Here is an 18,827-nt window from a genome sequence, read left to right as displayed (position 1 = left end):
GGCTTTTGTTTATTAACTAATTCAAATAGTTTACACAATGAAAACAGTTTACAAAGTTGTTTTCATTATTCTCATTTGCAAGTATTATGCCAAAAAGTGTTTTTCATAATTTTTGTGAGTTAAAATAGTGTTTTTTATTATTTATTAACAGTATTGTGTGTTTTGTTTGTGAAATATATAATAAATAGGGATTTTATTGTTTAGCTGTTAATAAAATAAAGTAGTCATTAAGTATTTAATAAGTCGTGTTAAAGATGTGAGGGTAAATAGTTGTAAAAAACAGTCAATTTTACTAAAAAGTAATGTGAAAATGATATTTTAAAAATTATTGATCATTTATAAAATTCAAAAAACCCACTCAAAGAGCGGGTTTTTGTATATCAATTAATTCAAATAATTTACACAATGAAAACAGTTTACAAGGCTCTTTTCATATACTTGTTAAATAAGTACTCTGCAAAAGTAAAAATAAAAACGTGTATAATAATTAAATTTTAAGCATTTGACATTTTTTTAACACTAAACAGTTAAAACGTTAAGGAATCATTAAAATTAACTCGCATGTTTGTGTGCTTTGTATGAAGAACGTACTAAAGGACCACTTTCTACATACATAAAGCCCATTTCTAAGCCTAATGTTTCATATTTTTTGAATTGTTCGGGAGTAATAAATTCTTTCAGTGGTAAATGTTTTTTACTAGGCTGTAAGTACTGCCCAATAGTAATAACATCTAAACCAACACCACGTAAATCTTTCATGGTTTGAATAACTTCTTCTTCAGTTTCACCTAAACCTAACATAATTCCAGATTTAGTACGCATTCCGTTTTCTTTTAGGTATTTTAAAACCCCTAAACTACGATCATATTTTGCTTGAATACGAACTTCACGCGTTAACCTACGAACAGTTTCTACATTATGAGAAACTACTTCTGGAGCAACTTCAATAATTCGATCAATCAATTTTTCATCTCCTTGAAAATCAGGAATTAATGTTTCTAAGGTAGTGTTTGGATTTGCTCTACGAACGGCATTTACAGTTTCTGCCCAAATAATAGAACCACCATCTTTTAAATCGTCTCTATCTACAGAGGTTAAAACCGCATGTTTAATACTCATTAACTTAATAGAGCGCGCAACTTTTTCAGGTTCATCCCATTCTACCGTTTCTGGTCTACCGGTTTTTACACCACAAAATCCGCAAGAACGGGTACATACATTACCTAAAATCATAAATGTTGCAGTACCTTCTCCCCAACATTCTCCCATATTAGGACAGCTACCACTGGTACAAATAGTATTCAATTTGTATTTATCTACTAAACCTCTTAAGTCGGTATATTTTTTACCTACAGGTAATTTTACACGTAACCATTTTGGTTTTTTTACTCTTTCTGGTAATACTACAGATTCGTTTGCCATTTTAATGAAAAATTGAATAGCAAATTTACGAAGAAAAGTATTATAAATTGATTAAAAACCAAAGACTAAATACGATTAAAAAAACGATACCACTAATACTTAAAATACGCAGAGGTAATTTTGGTTGATTTTTTTTGGGAGTGTGCTTACTAGTAATGAGTATATAGTTTAAAATAGCGTAAAAAGGAGCTGTTAAAAAAGAAACTACAGTAGCAATTTTAACTAAGAATCCCATATCAGCTAAAAAGTATTTTAAAACAACAGAAGTACCAATGGTTAATAAGAACATCCAAAACCAATAATTTAATTTTGTTTTTTTATTGAATAATAAATTCGAGGTTATTGACATGGCTCTCGGTGAAGCATCTAAAGTAGTTAAAGTAGTACTAAACATGGTTGTAAAAGCAGCAATACCTATAAATAAATAGGAGAAGTCACCTAGGTTTTTTGTGTATAAATGGATTAACTGTGAAGCAAAAATAGTTCCTTTAGATGAAAAAGATTCTCCAGATTGAAACATAACCAATGCTCCAAGTATTACAAAACAAACTCCTAAAAAAAGTGTACCAATATAACCTACATTAAAATCGAATATAGCGTACTTGGGTTTAATTTTTTCAAACGTAGTTTTACTTTTTTCAACAGACCAAATAGAGTGCCAAATAGAAATGTCTAAAGGAGCAGGCATCCATCCTAAAAAAGCAATTAAAAAAGTAATCTGAGCCGTTCCGCTTGGTATAATTTGCTGAAAACTAAATCCCTTTTGAGTGCTAAATAATGCAATACTTACGGCAATAACGGTACTTATGGTTAGTATTGCAATAATATACTTCATTAGGTTGTCTAATAATTTGTATTTACCAATTCCTAAAATTCCAACACTAAGTAGTAGGATAATTAAAGACCAAGTTACGAGATCGTTAGTGAAACCAAAAATAGTTGAAGCCAAACTAGCAGTTACAATTGTTAATGTAGCTTGAAATATGAACATCATCATAAAATTTAAGATGTAATAGCTCATCAAAACACCTTTGCCTAATTTTTTATAACCATCTAATAGAGTTTCTCCTGTTGCAGCAGCATAACGAGGATCGAACTGAAAAAATGGATATTTAAAAATATTAACAATTAATAACGCCCAAAGTAACCCAAAGCCAAAGTCGGCACCAGCTCTAGTTGATTGTACTAAATGAGAAACTCCTATGGCAGCACCAGCAAATAATAGCCCAGGATCAAGTATATTAAAAAGAGGTTTTTTCATAAAGGGGATCGTATTAAAATAAAGCTATTTTATTTTAGCGTTTCATAATGTTTTGAAAATCTAAGAATTAAAATATGTGTAAGTTAAGACTTCTTTATTATTTCAGCTAATAATTTTTTAGCCCTCAGTAATTTAACCTTAACATTATTAATAGGTTCTTCTAATTTTTCAGAAATCTCTTTATAACTCAATTCTTGAAAAAAACGCAAATTGATAACTTCTTGATATTTTGGCTTTAACTTTTTAATATCTTTTAAAAGCTTTGCTAAGTTTTGTTCAGTAATAATTTTGTCTTCAGGAGACGGAGAATTGTCGATAACTCTAAAAGCAGCTTCCTCTTGTTCTTTGGTAGTTTCTGTTAATATTGATGATTTTTTCTTTCGCAGAAAATCAATATATACATTTTTAGAAATGGTAATTAACCATGTTTTAAATTGATATTCATCATTAAAAGTATCAATTTTATCAAAAGCTTTAGAAAAGGTACGAATTGTTATGTCTTCAGCTTCATTATCATTTTTAATTTTTGATAATTGATAATGATATACACTAGCCCAAAAAGTATCAAGCAAGAAATTAAAAGAAACCTGATTTCCTTTTTTAGCTAACTGAATATGGTTTTGTACTTTTTCTTTGTTTATTTCCAATGTATAGGTTTAGAAATTGTATTTGATAAATATAATGATTTGCAATGATACTAAACAAATATGAAATAGTTGGTAAGAGATAAGTAGGTGAATTTATAGAAGTAAAGTTTTTAATAACCATAATTTATACAAGTTTGTATAAATTATGGTTATTAAAAAGATGGTTAATTATCGTGTTCAGGTTCTGCACATGAATCAAATTGATCAGGTGTTTTACCACAAAAACCACAGGCTTCTCCACTTTCATTTAAAACAGGATTCTGACTAGCACAAGTACCCGCAAATTCTCCGTCTTTTTTTGCCCAGATTTTTATAGCAATTCCTGCAAAAGCTAATGCTAATAAACCGATGGTAAGAAAAACTAATTTCATTTTTTTAAATTTTAGTAGTACAAAGATACAAACTTCCTGTTTTAAGGGATTGATTATTTATGAATTTATAGATGTGACTTTTCTTTTTTTTAGGGGTCATAAATAAAAATAAATTATTTAAAAATTCAATATATGAAAAAATATTTAGCAGAATCATTCGGAACATTTTGGTTAGTTTTTGGAGGTTGTGGTAGCGCAATTTTTGCAGCAGGGTTCCCTGATTTAGGAATAGGTTTTGTAGGGGTAGCATTAGCCTTTGGTTTAACAGTTTTAACAATGGCATATGCTGTTGGGCATATTTCTGGAGGGCATTTTAATCCTGCTGTTTCGTTAGGTTTGTGGGCGGGAGGAAAGTTTTCTGCTAAAGAATTAATACCATATATTATTTCTCAATTAGTAGGAGCAATTTTAGCTGCCGCTGCTTTGTTTTTAATCGTTTCTGGAAAATCAGATTTTGAAACTATTGGTGGTTTTGCTGCAAATGGCTACGGAGAATTATCGCCAGGAGGTTATAACATGACATCAGCTTTTGTTACAGAATTTTTATTAACGATGTTCTTTTTATTAATTATTTTAGGAAGTACCAATGAAAGAGCGCCTAAAGGTTTTGCTCCAATAGCTATTGGTTTAGGGTTAACATTAATACACTTAATAAGTATTCCAATTACAAATACTTCGGTAAATCCTGCACGTTCTATGAGTCAGGCATTATTTGCAGGCGGTGATTATTTAACACAGTCTTGGTTGTTTTGGGTTGCACCAATAGCTGGAGCAATTGTAGCCGGATTTATTCATAAAGCGTTGTTTTATAAGGAATAAAATATTTATATACTAGAAAAAAACAGGCTCAATATTTATTGAGCCTGTTTTTTTATTGCTTTTATTTTAAACCTTTTTATGAAACTTAGGTCTTAAAATAAACGTGAAATTCATGAAGCTACCTACTGCTAATCTTATTTTTATCATTATAATTTTATTTATTTCATGCGATAAAGATGTCGTTAACGAAATAGATGATCCTGATGGTTCAACAAATAACAAACCAAATATTTTATTAATTATAGCCGATGATATGGGGTTAGATGCAACTCCTGGGTATAATGTAGGTGCTGAAAAACCTACAATGCCAAACCTTCAAAGTATGATTAATAACGGGGTTAAATTTAATAGTTTATGGTCATACCCAACGTGTACACCAACAAGATCAAGTATTTTAACTGGTAAATATGGTTTTAGAACAAATGTAATGAAGGTTAATGATGCGTTATCAACATCAGAAATATCACTTCAAAAACATTTAGATAACAATAATTCGGGTTATAATCATGCTGTAATAGGTAAATGGCATTTATCAAAAGATGCTTCACATCCAACACAAATGGGTGTAGGATATTACTCAGGTTTGTTAAGCGGAGGTGTACAATCGTACACTAATTGGAATTTTACAGAAAATCAGCAAACAACAAATTCAACAGAATATACAACCACTAAATTTACTGATTTAGCAATCGATTGGGTAGCTTTACAAAAAGAACCTTGGTTTTTATGGTTGGCTTATAATGCTCCGCACACACCTTTTCATTTACCTCCTGCAAATTTACATACACAATCATTATCTTCAGATCAAGCAAGTATTGATGCAAATCCACAACCGTATTATATGGCTATGTTAGAAGCTTTAGATACCGAAGTAGGAAGACTTTTAGCTTCAATGTCACAAGAAGAAAAAGATAATACTGTTATCATTTTTATAGGAGATAATGGTACGCCGAATCAAGTTGTTCAAGAGTATGCTAGTCAGCGAGCAAAAGGAAGCGTATATCAAGGAGGTGTTAATGTACCAATGATTATATCAGGTAAAAATATAAATCGATTTAGTGAGTCAGAAGATGCTTTATTAAATACAACTGATTTATTTGCAACAATTTCAGATATAGCTGGTACAGGTACTACAGAAATAAATGATAGTAAAAGTTTTAAAGAATTATTTACAACTTCAAATACTAGTTTTAGAGATTATACATATACCGAAATCGGCGAAGACAACGGAACAGTAAATTATACTATTCGAAATTCAACTCATAAATATATACAGTTTTCAGATGGAAGTGAAGCTTTATATAATTTAATTGAAAACCCTTTAGAAACCCCCAATTTATTAAGCACAAATCAATTGCCTTTAAGTGCTAGTGATACTGTTATTAAAGATGAATTAATAGCGAAAGTAAATAGTCTTAGAGAGTAATTTTAACTAATAATTAAAAATGATACACATGAAAAAAAATCAATTAATTAAAAAAGTAGCAGTATTAATAATGATAGCAGGTTTATTTTATGCTTGCTCATCTGATGATACTACAGAAGAAGGAGGAAATACACCTGAAGTAACAAACTATGATATTACAAGTATTTTATCAAAATTTGATGATGTAGCATCAGTTTCTTATGCCATATCAGGTAATACAGTAACTTTTACAACTACCGATTTACCAAATCATAAAAGCCCGTATTGGGGAACAGATAACGCAATGTACGAAGCTTATAACGGTACAAATACTAGTTGGAATCAGAATCCAGGTTCTATCGGAGAGCAGGAGATTACTTTTACCATGTCTTTAAATCCAAGCGAAGCTGTAAATAAAACAGCAACACCAATGGGACCAATAGGAATATCAAGAAATGGAGTAGTATTTTTTAATCAATACGCCGCAGGAGGTGCACCTTTAACAGGTGAAATTAATTCTTTTGATCAATATTTAGGACATCCTGCAATGACAACATATCATTATCATATTAAGCCAAAGTTTTTAACAGATACTTTTGGTGAAGATGCTTTTTTAGGATTATTATCTGATGGATTTCCGGTATATGGTTCTTTAGAAGATGGAAAAACAATTACAAATGATGATTTAGACGATTATCATGGTCATACTTCTGTAACTGCTGATTTTCCTGATGGAATTTATCATTACCACATTACAAATGAAGACCCTTATTTAAATGGAAATGGTTTTTTCGGTACTGCTGGAGTTGTAACAAGATAATTAAATAGCATGAAAATTTATATCGTGATTATACTGATTTTTATTTCATGTAATTTTAAAGAGAAAGAAATAAAAGATTTATCAATCAATAAAATTATTATTCCGAATATAAAAAAGAATAAAAACGATAAGAGTTTTAATCTTAAAAATGGTGTTTTGTTATTAAATGAAACACCATATTCAGGAATTGTAGAAGATTATTATTCAAAAGAAAAGTTAAAATCAACTTCTGTATATTTTCAAGGAAAAAAACACGGAATTTATAATGGTTGGTATATTAGCGGGAATAAATGGTTTCAACGTTTTTATACAAACGGATTAAAAACAGGAATTCATATTGGTTGGTTTGATAATGGCAAACCAATGTTTAAATATCATTTTAATACTAACGGTGTATATAATGGTAGTATTACAGATTGGTACATGAACGGAGCATTGTTAAATAAGTTTAATTTTAAAGAAGGAAGAGAAGAAGGTAGTCAAAAAACATGGCAACCTAACGGAAAAATAAAAGCAAATTTTGTAACTAAAAATGGAGAACGTTTTGGATTGATAGGATTAAAAAAATGTTACTCGGTAGCTATTGAAAATGAAAAAATTAAATAATATTTTAAAAAAACATAAATTGAAAAAGAACATATTCGTATTATTTTTTTTGATGATAAGTTTTACGGCATGTAAAACCAAAATTGAAAATGAAGTAAAAATAGATAAAGAAACAGTATTGCCTTTTTTTAATTCGGCAGAATTTACACCAGAATGGATAGCAGAAAGTTTGTCAGAATATAATAATATACATACAATTCCTGATTTTAATTTAATAAATCAAGAAGGAAAAATTATAACAAATAAGACCTATGAAGGAAAAATTTATGTTGCAGATTTTTTCTTTGTTACTTGCCCTGGAATTTGCCCTGTTCTTGAAAAAAACATGAGTAAAATTCAAGAAAAATATAAGAATGATTCTTCTGTTTTATTATTGTCGCATACTGTTATGCCTGTTAAAGACTCCGTTTCAGTTTTAAAAAAATATGCTTTAGATAATGAGATTGTATCTGGTAAATGGAATTTAGTAACAGGAGATAAAAAACATATTTATAACTTAGCAAGAAAAGGGTATTTTGCAGATGAAGATTTCGAGAAAACACAAAATACAGCTGCTTTTATACATTCAGAAAATTTTGTTTTAGTCGATAAAAAAGGAAGAATACGAGGTGTTTATAATGGCACTTTAGGGTTAGAAACTAAGAGGTTAATACGACATGTTGAAATTTTGAAAAAAGAAGATTAAATAATATTAACTTCAATTTCTAAATCAATAGAAAAAGTATCTTTAATTGTTTTTTGAATGTTTTGCGCTAGTTCGTAAATTTCGATACCTGTAGCATTTCCATAATTAACAAGTACTAAAGCTTGTTTTTCATGTACGCCATAATCACCATAATTTTTACCTTTAAAACCACATTGTTCAATTAACCAACCTGCGGGTACTTTTATTTCAGATTCTGAAATAACGTAACTAGGTATTGTTGAAAATTCTTTTTGAAGTTTATCAAAATCGGCTTTAGAAATTACTGGATTTTTAAAAAAACTTCCGCTATTTCCAATTTTTTTAGGATCGGGTAATTTACTTTGACGTATAGCAATTACTGCCTCAGAAATATTTTTTATTGTAGGATTTATAATGTTTTTAGAAACTAATTCTGTTTCAATAGTACCATAAGAAGAATTAAGCTTGTGTTCATTTTTGGTAAGTTTAAAACTAACAGCTGTAATAATATATTTTCCTTTAGCAACATTTTTAAAAATAGAATTTCGATAACCAAATTCACATTCAGCATTAGAAAAGGTTACTAATTTGCCTGTTTTAATATCAACAGCTTCTACACGAGTAATGGTGTCTTTAACTTCAATACCATAAGCACCAATGTTTTGAATAGGGCAAGTACCTACATTTCCAGGAATGAGTGATAAGTTTTCAATACCTCCATAATTTTCAGAAACACACCAAAGTACAAATTCATGCCAATTTTCACCTGCATTTACCGTTAAATGTACATTGTTATTATTTTCTCTATCAATAGAAATTCCTTTCATATTAATATGTACCACCAATTTTTCAATATCTTTAGTAAGCAACATATTACTTCCTCCAGAAATTAAAAAGATGTCTTTTTCTTTTTTTAAAAGCTGTTGTAAATCGTAAAGTGAATCTATAGTAACAAAACGCTTGGCATTTACATGAATGCCAAACGTGTTGTATTTTTTTAATGATATGTTTTCTTTAATATTCAAAGAATTACTTATTGTATTGTGTTAAAGCGATTTTTAAAATTTCTACAGCGCGTTTTAAATCAGTTTTATTTAAAACATAAGCGATACGAACTTGATTTTTACCTTCTCCTTCGGTAGAGTAAAATCCACTTGCAGGTGCAACCATAATTGTTTCGTTATTATCGTTGAATTCTTCTAAAATCCATTGTGCAAAATGATCAGCATCAGCAACAGGAAGTTGAACAACACAATAAAAGGCTCCTTTCGGGTTTGCCACTTTTACACCATCAATTTTTTGTAGTTCAGTAACTAACGTATTTCTGCGACCTTCATATTCTTCAATAACGTCATCAAAATAACTTTGAGGCGTATCTAAAGCAGCTTCACTGGCTAATAAAGCATAAGTTGGCGGACTTAAACGTGCTTGTGCAAATTTAATAGCAGTATTAACAAATTCTTCATTTTTAGAAACAATACAACCAATTCTTGCACCACACATACTATAACGTTTAGAAACAGAATCTATCATAATAGCATGTTGCTCTAAACCGTTTAAAGTCATTATTGAATTGTGCTTTTCACCATCATACGTAAACTCACGATATACTTCATCAGCAATTAAAAATAAATCGTGTTTTAAAACAATTTGCTTTAATTTTTCAATTTCGTCAGCACTGTATAAATATCCGGTTGGGTTTCCAGGATTACAGATTAAAATTGCTTTGGTTTTCGAGGTAATTAGCTTTTCGAAGTCTTCAATAGCAGGTAACGCAAAGTTATTTTCAATTTTTGAAATAACAGGAACCACTTTTACTCCAGAAGCAGTTGAAAATCCGTTGTAATTCGCATAAAAAGGTTCAGGAATAATAATTTCATCACCCGGATCGGTAATACTACCAATGGTAAATAATAATGCTTCAGAGCCACCAGTGGTAGCTACAATATTATTTGCATTAACATGAATGTCGTTTTTAGCATAATAGTTCGCTAATTTGGTTCGATATTCTTCAGAACCTTCAGAACGTGCATATGATAATACTTCAATGGTATTATTTTTAACAGCATCAAGCGCTACTTGTGGTGTTTTTATATCTGGTTGACCAATGTTTAAATGAAAAACTTTAGTTCCGTTTTTTTTAGCAGCCTCAGCAAAAGGCACCAATTTACGTATTGGTGATTGAGGCATAGAATTTCCTTTTATAGAAATGTTTGGCATTGTAAATAGTATTAGTAGTTTGAAAAGCAAATTTGCGATTTTTTTTTGATAAAATAAACCTGTTGTTTATTAAAATAGAGGTTAAAAAAATCATAAAATTATTGAAAATTCAAATGAAGATTGTATCTTTAACATTAACATTAACATTAACCATTAACACTTTACTATTTGAAAAAAGAGATACTTTATATTATAGCCTTCCTTACTTGTTTGTCAGTTTATTCTCAAAAGAAATTTAAATTTTATGGAAAAAATAAAGAAAAGCAAGAAGTATCATTTAAATTAATAAATAATTTAATAGTGATTCCTTTAGAAATTAACGGACATAAATTGTCTTTTATAATGGATACTGGAGTTAATAAAACGATTTTATTTAATTTAACAGAAAACGATAGCCTAGGTTTAAATAATGTTAAAAAAGTATTTATAAGGGGGTTAGGTGATGGAGAACCAATTGAAGCTTTATTATCAAAAGGGAATAACTTTAGGGTTAAAAACATATTAAGTGCTAATCAAGATTTATATGTTATTTTAAATGATGCTTTTAGTTTATCTGCAAAAATGGGAACCACTATTCATGGTATTATAGGCTATGATTTATTGAAGGATGTTGTTGTTAAAGTAAATTACAGTACTAAAAAAATTGTTTTTTATAACCCTAAAACATATAAAGAATCAAAATGTAGAAAATGTGAAATTTTTCCATTGCAGTTCTATCGTAATAAGCCATATATAAATGTTGAAGCTAGGATTGACACTATAAACAATGTGAAAACTCCAATGAAATTGTTAATAGATACAGGAGGAAGTGATGCAATGTGGTTGTTTGAAGATAGCAAAGAAATTATAAAAACGCCTATAAAACATTTTAAAGATATTTTAGGAGAAGGACTTAGCGGAACTATTTATGGAAACAGAAGTAGAATCCCCTACGTGGCATTAGGTAAGTTTTTAATTAAAGAACCAACGGTTTCTTTTTTAGATGCAGCAACAACATTTAATGCAAGAAAGTTTAAAGGGAGAAATGGTAGTATTGGTGGTAATATTTTAAAACGATTTAAAATATGGATTGATTATCCGAATAAAAAAATCACTTTAAAAAAGAATGCCTCTCTAAAAGACGGTTTTTACTATAATATGAGTGGTTTACATATTATTTATGATGGACAAGAATTGGTTAAAGAAAGGGCTGTAAATACTGCTAATATTGGTTACGGGAGAAAATCCACTAATAAAAACAATGTTATTTCATTTGTTAGTACTTACCACTATAAGTTTAAACCGAAATATAAAATAGATAGAGTTGTTGAGGGTTCTCCTGCTTATAAAGCAGGATTTTTAAAAGATGATATTATAAAATCAATTAACGGAAAACAAGCTTATGAATATACTTTAGAAAAAATAATGACTTTGTTTCAAACAAAGCCAAACAAGAAGATTAAAATGAACGTTAGAAGAGGAGTAACTGATTTAAAGTTTGAATTTCGATTAGAAAAATCAATATAAAAAACGCGTCAATTTTAAAATTGACGCTTTTTTTTATTGATTTGTTGTAGTAATTACTCACTATCACTTACTGCATCCTTTGCTTTTGCAGGAGCTGCATCTTTAGTAATAAAACCTTTAATTTTAAGCATTGTTCTTTTCTTTTTAGCATTAGAAATTACAGTAATAGCTTTAGAGAAACCTCCTAGTTTTTTAGTGTCATAAGAAACTGAAATTTCACCTTTTTGTCCTGGCATAATTGGTGCTTCAGGTTTTTTAGGTACGGTACATCCACAAGTAGACTTTATATCTTCAATAATTAAAGGAGCATCACCTACGTTTGTAAATTCAAATACACGTGTTCCTTCTGAACCTACAGCTATTTTTCCATAGTTAATAGTTTCAGTTTCAAATTTAAATTCTTGAGCGCTTACTGTTAACGTAATAAAACAAACAGCAATAATAGATAAAATTGTTTTCATAATAGATAAATTTAATTTAGGGGCTTAAACCACCACAAATTTAGGGTTATTTTTTTAGTTTTAAAAAAATCGACATCTTATTTTCTGTACCTCAGAGATAGTTGTATTTTTGCTTAATTGAATTTCAAAAATAATGCCAAAAAGCACAGAGCTTAATCATTTGGTTATAAAGATATAAAAAACAGATGAATATTCCATCAAAATATAATTCTAAAGAAGTAGAAGGGAAGTGGTACGATTACTGGATGAAGCATAATTACTTTCATTCTGAAGTAGATGATAGAGAACCATATACGATTGTAATTCCGCCGCCAAACGTTACAGGAGTGTTGCATATGGGACATATGTTGAACAATACAATTCAAGATGTATTAATTCGTCGTGCACGTTTACAAGGTAAAAATGCTTGTTGGGTTCCTGGTACCGATCACGCCTCTATTGCTACCGAAGCAAAAGTTGTTGCCAAGTTAAAAGAACAAGGAATTGATAAAAACGATTTAACGCGTGAAGAATTTTTAGCGCATGCTTGGGAATGGAAACATGAGTATGGAGGTAAAATTTTAGAGCAATTAAAAAAGCTTGGTGCTTCTTGTGATTGGGAACGTACAGCTTTTACTATGGATCCAGCGTTGTCTGAATCTGTTATTAAAGTTTTCGTTGATTTATATAATAAAGGATTGATTTACCGCGGATATAGAATGGTAAATTGGGATCCTGAAGCGAAAACAACACTTTCTGACGAAGAAGTTATTCATATTGAAAAACAAGGGAATCTTTATTATTTAGAATATAAAATTGAAGGATCTGAAGATAAATTAACGATTGCAACAACGCGTCCAGAAACTATTTTTGGGGATACCGCTATTTGTATCAATCCGAATGATGAACGTTTTACGCATTTAAAAGGTAAAAAAGCAATTGTGCCTCTTTGTGGAAGAGTAATTCCGATTATTGAAGATGAATATGTAGATGTTGAATTCGGAACAGGATGTTTAAAAGTAACTCCTGCTCACGATGAAAATGACAAGGTTTTAGGAGATAAGCACAAATTAGAAGTAATTGATATTTTTAATGATAATGCTTCATTAAATTCTTTTGGTTTACATTATCAAGGAAAAGATAGATTTGTAGCTAGAAAAGAAATAGCAAAAGAGTTAGAAGAAAAAGGAATTTTAGTTAAAACTGAAGTTCACACAAATAAAGTAGGAACCTCAGAAAGAACCAAAGCTGTTATTGAACCAAGATTATCAGATCAATGGTTTTTAAAGATGGAAGATTTAGCAAAACCAGCTATTAAAGCTGTTTTAGGTGAAGATGCTGAAATTAATCTGTATCCAAAGAAATTCGAAAACACGTATCGTCATTGGATGGAAAATGTTTGTGATTGGAATATTTCTCGTCAACTTTGGTGGGGACAACAGATTCCTGCGTATTTCTACGGAGACGGAAAAGAAGATTTCGTTGTTGCAACAACTATTGAAGAGGCAGTTAAATTAGCTCAAGAAAAAACAAATAACGATTCGCTGTCGGCATCTGACTTAAGACAAGATGAAGATGCATTAGATACGTGGTTTTCTTCTTGGTTATGGCCAATGAGTGTTTTTGACGGAATAAACAATCCAGAGAACGAAGAAATTAAATATTATTATCCAACAAACGATTTAGTTACCGGACCAGATATTTTATTTTTCTGGGTAGCAAGAATGATTGTTGCTGGTTATGAATATAAAGGTGAAAAACCTTTTCAGAATGTTTATTTAACAGGTTTAGTACGTGATAAACAACGTCGTAAAATGTCTAAATCATTAGGGAATTCACCTGATGCTTTAAAATTAATTGAAGATTACGGAGCAGACGGAGTAAGAGTAGGATTGTTACTAAGTTCTGCGGCAGGAAATGATTTAATGTTTGATGAAGATTTATGTCAGCAAGGAAAAGGATTTTCTAATAAAATATGGAATGCCTTTCGTTTGGTTAAAGGTTGGGAAGTAGACGCAACATTAGCGCAACCAGAAGCTGCCAAAATAGGTTTAGAATGGTATAATGCGAAGTTTCAAACAGTATTAGCAGAAATTGAAGATCATTTTTCTAAATATCGTTTATCGGATGCTTTAATGGCAATTTATAAACTAATTATGGATGATTTTTCTTCATGGTTATTAGAAACGGTTAAGCCAGCATATCAACAACCAATAGATAAAAAAACATTTGATGCAGTAATCGCTATTTTTGAAGATAATTTAAAAGTATTGCATCCGTTTATGCCGTTTTTATCGGAAGATATTTGGCAATATATTGCTGAGAGAACTCCAGAAGAAGCATTGATTATAGCAAAATATCCTGAGGTTAAGAAAGTAGACACAACTATTATTAGTGAATTTGAGTTTGCTACTAATGTTGTTTCAGGAATTAGAACGATAAGAAAAGATAAAAACATTTCATTTAAAGATGCTGTGGAATTATCAGTAGTAAATAAAGAAGATTTTACAAAGAGTTTTGATGTTATTATTCAAAAACTAACAAATGCATCGGTAATTAATTACGTTTCTGATAAAGTTGAAGGGGCTTCATTTAGAGTAAAATCTAACGAATATTTTATTCCGATTGCGGTCGAAAATATAGATGTAGCAGCAGAAACTAAAAAGTTAGAAGTAGAATTAAAAAGAGCTGAAGGTTTCTTATTTGGTATTCAAAAGAAGTTATCTAACGAACGTTTTGTAAGCAATGCGCCAGAGCAGGTAATTGTTGTAGAGCGCAAGAAAGAATCAGATACTTTAGCCAAAATAGCAACGATTAAATCTAGTTTAACTAGTTTAAAGTAAAATAATTCTCATAAATTAAAACCCGCTAAATATGTTATTTAGCGGGCTTTTTATAGCTTATATAACTATTAATTTTTATCAATTATATCACCAGAGCCTACTGAATTAGTATCGATGTTATTTGGTTTCCCTTTATAATAAACACTTCCAGAACCTACAATACTTGCTTTTATTTTAGATGTTACTGTTGTTCGTACATTTCCAGATCCAGCAATACTTGCTTTTAAAGTATTGGTGTTTAAATCGTAGGCTTTTACGCTACCAGAACCTGCAATTGAACATTTAAGATTTTCAGATTTACCTTTTAATTTGATGTTTCCAGAACCACCTATAGAAGTTTTTATAGTATTCGCAGTAACATTTGCGGTAATACTTCCTGAACCTCCAATATTAAATGATACATTATCTGCTTTTATGTGTTTCTTTACGGTTACTTTACCAGAACCACCTAATGAAACTGCTTCAATGTTCTTAAAAGGAATTGTAACTGTTAACTGTTTTGTTGTTTTAATATTGGTGTTTTCTTTAAATTGAACTTTTAATTTTCCGTTTTTAACTGTTGTTTCAATATAAGGTAAGATGTTTTCTTCCCCTTCAAGAGTTATAGTTCCTTCAGTTCCGGCAATTAAATTAACATCAAAAGAGCCGCCAATACTTACTTTATCAAAAGTATTAATAGTTCTCGTTTTGGTAATAGTATTCCCGTTACCTTTAATTTTTTTCGAATTCCACCAACTTTGTGCGTTAGTAGTTACAGATAATAATACGATGACAATTGTAAAAAGTTGTTTGTTCATTTTATTTATTTATTTATTTGAATGGGTTATATTTACTATTATGGATTTAAAATTTAAAATATATAGTACAGTTTATTTCATAGCCTGTTTTATTTCATTGTTTTTTATTGATGTAGGAGCTTCTTTGGAAGAAATGGTTGTTAAATTAACTTCACTTGTTTTTTTAGCTTTTTTATATATTAGTGTATCAAAAAAAATAAACTATTGGTACATCTTAATTTTAATGTGCTCGATAGGTTCTGATTCTTTTTTTATTTTTGATCCTGATTTTCTTAGAGAAGGACTAGTTTTAGTTATTGTTGAAAGAGTTTTATACTTTGTAATTTTAAGAAAAACACTTTCTAAAATAGAAATGGGTTCTGTAAAAAAAATATGTTATTCCAGGAGTATTTGTTTTTATTATGAGTTCCTATTTATTGTCGCCGTATGTAGAAAATATGCTAATTGCTTTTTTTATAATATGTTTTTTAAATTTAGGTTTGATAGGTGTAGCTTTTTTTCATCTTATACAAAAAAAGGATAGACAAAACATACAATTCTTTTTAGGAGTTTTTCTTATAGGTATAGCAGACTTTTTTCTAGCTTTTAACAGGTATTTAGAGTATAGTATAATTATGGTAATTATATATACAGTAATGTATTATATAGCTCGTTATTTAATTTGTATTTCTATAATTGAGGAAAAGCGCTATTAATCTTTAACTTTTAAAGAAACCCCTCCGTATCTTGATTTTATATTAATTGTTGATTTAGAGTTACCATTCCCAAAAGTACCTTCGTAATATTTTTTGGTATTTTTTTTAATGCTTTTAAAGAGGTTTACATTATTTTCAGGATAGTTAAAACCAGCATATCTTAAATCTATCATGAAATTGAAGTTATTGTTACTACTTGTACCTAATTTAATACTTGCGTAGCTTCCGTCTATTGTAATATTGTCAAAACCTTTTATAATATTACTAACCTTAATGCTTCCGTAATCAGTATTTATTTTAAGATTTTTTCTTAAGTTTCCTATTTTTATACTAGCATAATCTGAACTTCCAGTAATATTAGCTACATCAGCTACGGCAATGCTACCATAATCACTATTAAATTTTACGTTATTAGAACGTCCTATTTTTACAGTTGAATAATCAGCATTAATATTCAAAGATTCTGATTTTTCTATCTGTAATTTAGAATAATCAATATTGATATTACCAGATTTCATAAAGTTGATTTCTGATCCACCACAATAATCTAAATTTATAGTATTTGAATCATTCAATAACTCATCAACGTTTATGTTTCCATAATCGCAATTTAAATTTGCTTTTCCTTCAAGCTTATCTATTTCAATAGCACCATATTTGTTGTTTAAATCGGCATTGTTGGTTATTGGCATTTTTACAAAATAGTTAATTTTGTAGTTAATGTCGTTCGAACCCCACAACGACCAGTTAGATTTTATACTTTCTATTTTAGTACGAGCTTCAACCAAGTTATTAGAAGCTTCAAAGAGTATGTTAATAGCATTTAATTTTTTATCAACATTTTTTAAATCATTCCCTTTTACGGTTATTTTAACATCAATTTCAATACGGTTTTCATTCCAAGTAGTTACGTTTACATTACCATATTTATTATTAATATATAAGGTTGCGTTTTTATTAACAGTAAAATTTTTACTAATTGTTTTACTTTTTTCGTGCTTTTTTTTATCGTTTGCAACCAAAACGGTTGGTAAGAGTATAAAAAGGAATATCAATTTATATAATTTCATCATTTAAGTGTGCTAGTTTTGTTGTTTTTTGCTGTTCTAATTGTACTAAAAGTCTTTCTAAAACTATTAGTCGTTGTTGATAATTATCAATTATTTTTTGAATAACTAAGCGCTTATTTTCGTTTTTAGCCAATTCATTAATTAATGATTTATGGTGATCTTCTAACTCTTCAATTTCATCTAAAGAACCTTCAATAATAGTTTCTGTTTCGATAGTTCTATATTGTTCAACTTCTTTTAATTCTTGATTTATTGTTGTTACAAAAAAACTTTGCGTTTCTGCCATTTTCGGAGAAACATCCGCCAGTTCATAACTTTTATTTTGTTGATAACTACCAATATAAAAACCTAAAACCAATATAATTGATGCTGCAATACTCATCCAAAATAAGGTTGGCTTTTGTTGTTTTTTATGTGACTGAAGTTTTCTTTGAAAACGATCTGAATGTCCAGAATGTGGCTCGAATATGTCAAAATCATTTTCATCAAAAAACTGATGTAATTTATCATCCATATATAGGTGTTTTATTAGTGTTGCAAAGCAATAATTGCTTTAGTTTTTTTTTGGCTCTAGATATTGTTGTACGTACATTTTCGTTCGTATAGTTTAATATTTGAGAAATTTCTTCATAATCGTAGCCTTCTATTAAATTTAAAGTTAACGCAATTCGGTAATTGTCTTTTAAATTCTCTATACTCTTTATTACTTGTTTTACATCTAAAGAATTATAATCAATAACAGTTTCTTCTATTTCATGATTAGGAATAACATCCATTTTTACTTCTTCGTAACGATTGTTTTTCTTTAATTGTGTAAGACTTTTATTTACCACAATTTTTTTTAACCAAGCTCCAAAAGCAACTTCTCCTTTAAAGGTATTCAGTTTAGTAAAAGCAGTTAAAAATGCTTCTTGAATTATGTCTTCAGCTTCAAACTCATCTTTTAAAATACGATATGCAGTATTATACATAGCTTTACAATAGCTATTGTATACTTGCATTTGCGCAGCACTATCATTTTTTTTACAGCGCGCTATTAGTTGGTTGATATGTGTTTTTTTAGACTCCAAATAAATCATTCTATACTAGAGACAATTCAGTTTTCGAATTGTGACAAAATTATTTTATAAAAGTAAAATTTTATTCTAAAATGCAGCTAAAAATAGTGTAATATTCTATAATTGAGTGAACTATGTTTTTGATGTTTTTTTTAATAGAAAGAAAAAGTGAGGTTCATAAAA

18 protein-coding genes are annotated in these 18,827 nt (G+C 29.3%); 7 read left to right on the top strand and 11 right to left on the bottom strand.

The annotated features are described in order from the left end of the window. Positions 1 to 552: 552 nt before the first annotated feature. The 4 genes from lipA to PG912_RS07735 form a co-directional block, all read right to left on the bottom strand. Complete coding sequence (gene lipA, locus PG912_RS07750) at positions 553 to 1,422, bottom strand: lipoyl synthase (protein ID WP_260586144.1); 870 nt, start codon at positions 1,420 to 1,422, stop codon at positions 553 to 555. Positions 1,423 to 1,462: 40 nt separating this feature from the next. Beyond that, positions 1,463 to 2,683: an NRAMP family divalent metal transporter gene (locus PG912_RS07745; protein ID WP_275687076.1), complete on the bottom strand. Its 1,221-nt coding sequence runs from the start codon at positions 2,681 to 2,683 to the stop codon at positions 1,463 to 1,465. 83 nt (positions 2,684 to 2,766) lie between these two features. Then, positions 2,767 to 3,330, bottom strand: coding sequence for an RNA polymerase sigma factor (locus PG912_RS07740; RefSeq protein WP_275687075.1), 564 nt, complete (start codon positions 3,328 to 3,330; stop codon positions 2,767 to 2,769). Positions 3,331 to 3,494: 164 nt separating this feature from the next. Continuing rightward, positions 3,495 to 3,701, bottom strand: coding sequence for a membrane or secreted protein (locus tag PG912_RS07735; protein WP_260586141.1), 207 nt, complete (start codon positions 3,699 to 3,701; stop codon positions 3,495 to 3,497). Positions 3,702 to 3,833: 132 nt separating this feature from the next. Here PG912_RS07735 and aqpZ point away from each other — a divergent pair, with 132 nt between their 5' ends. The 5 genes from aqpZ (at position 3,834) to PG912_RS07710 (ending at position 8,036) form a co-directional block, all read left to right on the top strand. After that, positions 3,834 to 4,520 (top strand): aquaporin Z, encoded by a 687-nt coding sequence (gene aqpZ / locus PG912_RS07730; RefSeq protein ID WP_275687074.1) that lies wholly within the window; start codon positions 3,834 to 3,836, stop codon positions 4,518 to 4,520. A gap of 112 nt (positions 4,521 to 4,632) precedes the next feature. Further along, a complete protein-coding gene (locus PG912_RS07725) occupies positions 4,633 to 5,946 on the top strand; it encodes a sulfatase-like hydrolase/transferase (RefSeq protein ID WP_275687073.1) in 1,314 nt (437 codons plus the stop codon). Positions 5,947 to 5,974: 28 nt separating this feature from the next. Next, on the top strand, positions 5,975 to 6,745 hold the full coding sequence (locus tag PG912_RS07720) for a YHYH protein (protein ID WP_275687072.1): 771 nt from the start codon (positions 5,975 to 5,977) through the stop codon (positions 6,743 to 6,745). Between the two features lie 9 nt (positions 6,746 to 6,754). Further along, positions 6,755 to 7,351 carry a toxin-antitoxin system YwqK family antitoxin gene (locus PG912_RS07715; RefSeq protein ID WP_275687071.1) on the top strand — a complete coding sequence of 199 codons (597 nt, stop codon included), beginning with the start codon at positions 6,755 to 6,757 and terminating at the stop codon, positions 7,349 to 7,351. A 19-nt stretch (positions 7,352 to 7,370) separates the two neighbouring features. Next, the gene (locus PG912_RS07710) at positions 7,371 to 8,036 is read left to right on the top strand and encodes an SCO family protein (protein ID WP_275687070.1); all 666 of its coding nucleotides are present in this window, start codon (positions 7,371 to 7,373) and stop codon (positions 8,034 to 8,036) included. Here PG912_RS07710 and murB read toward each other — a convergent pair. Both murB and PG912_RS07700 read right to left on the bottom strand, forming a co-directional pair. Then, positions 8,033 to 9,040: a UDP-N-acetylmuramate dehydrogenase gene (murB, locus tag PG912_RS07705; protein WP_275687069.1), complete on the bottom strand. Its 1,008-nt coding sequence runs from the start codon at positions 9,038 to 9,040 to the stop codon at positions 8,033 to 8,035. The two genes, PG912_RS07710 and murB, sit on opposite strands and share 4 nt — an antisense overlap. A gap of 4 nt (positions 9,041 to 9,044) precedes the next feature. Then, complete coding sequence (locus PG912_RS07700) at positions 9,045 to 10,235, bottom strand: pyridoxal phosphate-dependent aminotransferase (protein ID WP_275687068.1); 1,191 nt, start codon at positions 10,233 to 10,235, stop codon at positions 9,045 to 9,047. A gap of 168 nt (positions 10,236 to 10,403) precedes the next feature. Here PG912_RS07700 and PG912_RS07695 point away from each other — a divergent pair, with 168 nt between their 5' ends. Beyond that, positions 10,404 to 11,741, top strand: coding sequence for an aspartyl protease family protein (locus PG912_RS07695; protein WP_275687067.1), 1,338 nt, complete (start codon positions 10,404 to 10,406; stop codon positions 11,739 to 11,741). A 53-nt stretch (positions 11,742 to 11,794) separates the two neighbouring features. On the opposite strand, the gene PG912_RS07690 is transcribed toward PG912_RS07695, so the two are convergent. Next, positions 11,795 to 12,202: a DUF1573 domain-containing protein gene (locus PG912_RS07690; protein ID WP_275687066.1), complete on the bottom strand. Its 408-nt coding sequence runs from the start codon at positions 12,200 to 12,202 to the stop codon at positions 11,795 to 11,797. Between the two features lie 185 nt (positions 12,203 to 12,387). Between PG912_RS07690 and PG912_RS07685 the strand changes: the two genes are divergently transcribed. Next, positions 12,388 to 15,024, top strand: coding sequence for a valine--tRNA ligase (locus PG912_RS07685; RefSeq protein WP_275687065.1), 2,637 nt, complete (start codon positions 12,388 to 12,390; stop codon positions 15,022 to 15,024). Between the two features lie 68 nt (positions 15,025 to 15,092). Here PG912_RS07685 and PG912_RS07680 read toward each other — a convergent pair whose 3' ends face one another. From PG912_RS07680 to PG912_RS07665, 4 genes are all read right to left on the bottom strand, one after another. Continuing rightward, positions 15,093 to 15,821 carry a head GIN domain-containing protein gene (locus tag PG912_RS07680; protein WP_275687064.1) on the bottom strand — a complete coding sequence of 243 codons (729 nt, stop codon included), beginning with the start codon at positions 15,819 to 15,821 and terminating at the stop codon, positions 15,093 to 15,095. Between the two features lie 691 nt (positions 15,822 to 16,512). Beyond that, positions 16,513 to 17,586 (bottom strand): hypothetical protein, encoded by a 1,074-nt coding sequence (locus PG912_RS07675; RefSeq protein ID WP_275687063.1) that lies wholly within the window; start codon positions 17,584 to 17,586, stop codon positions 16,513 to 16,515. Further along, positions 17,573 to 18,100 (bottom strand): hypothetical protein, encoded by a 528-nt coding sequence (locus tag PG912_RS07670; RefSeq protein ID WP_275687062.1) that lies wholly within the window; start codon positions 18,098 to 18,100, stop codon positions 17,573 to 17,575. Before PG912_RS07670 ends, PG912_RS07675 begins: the two co-directional genes overlap by 14 nt. Next, the gene (locus PG912_RS07665) at positions 18,093 to 18,665 is read right to left on the bottom strand and encodes an RNA polymerase sigma factor (RefSeq protein ID WP_408648385.1); all 573 of its coding nucleotides are present in this window, start codon (positions 18,663 to 18,665) and stop codon (positions 18,093 to 18,095) included. Before PG912_RS07665 ends, PG912_RS07670 begins: the two co-directional genes overlap by 8 nt. Positions 18,666 to 18,827: the final 162 nt, after the last annotated feature.

This window comes from Tenacibaculum retecalamus, from assembly GCF_027941755.1.
Classification (GTDB): domain Bacteria; phylum Bacteroidota; class Bacteroidia; order Flavobacteriales; family Flavobacteriaceae; genus Polaribacter; species Polaribacter haliotis_B.
The sequence above is the reverse complement of the archived record's forward strand: the minus strand, read 5'-3'. Positions and strand labels throughout refer to the sequence as shown.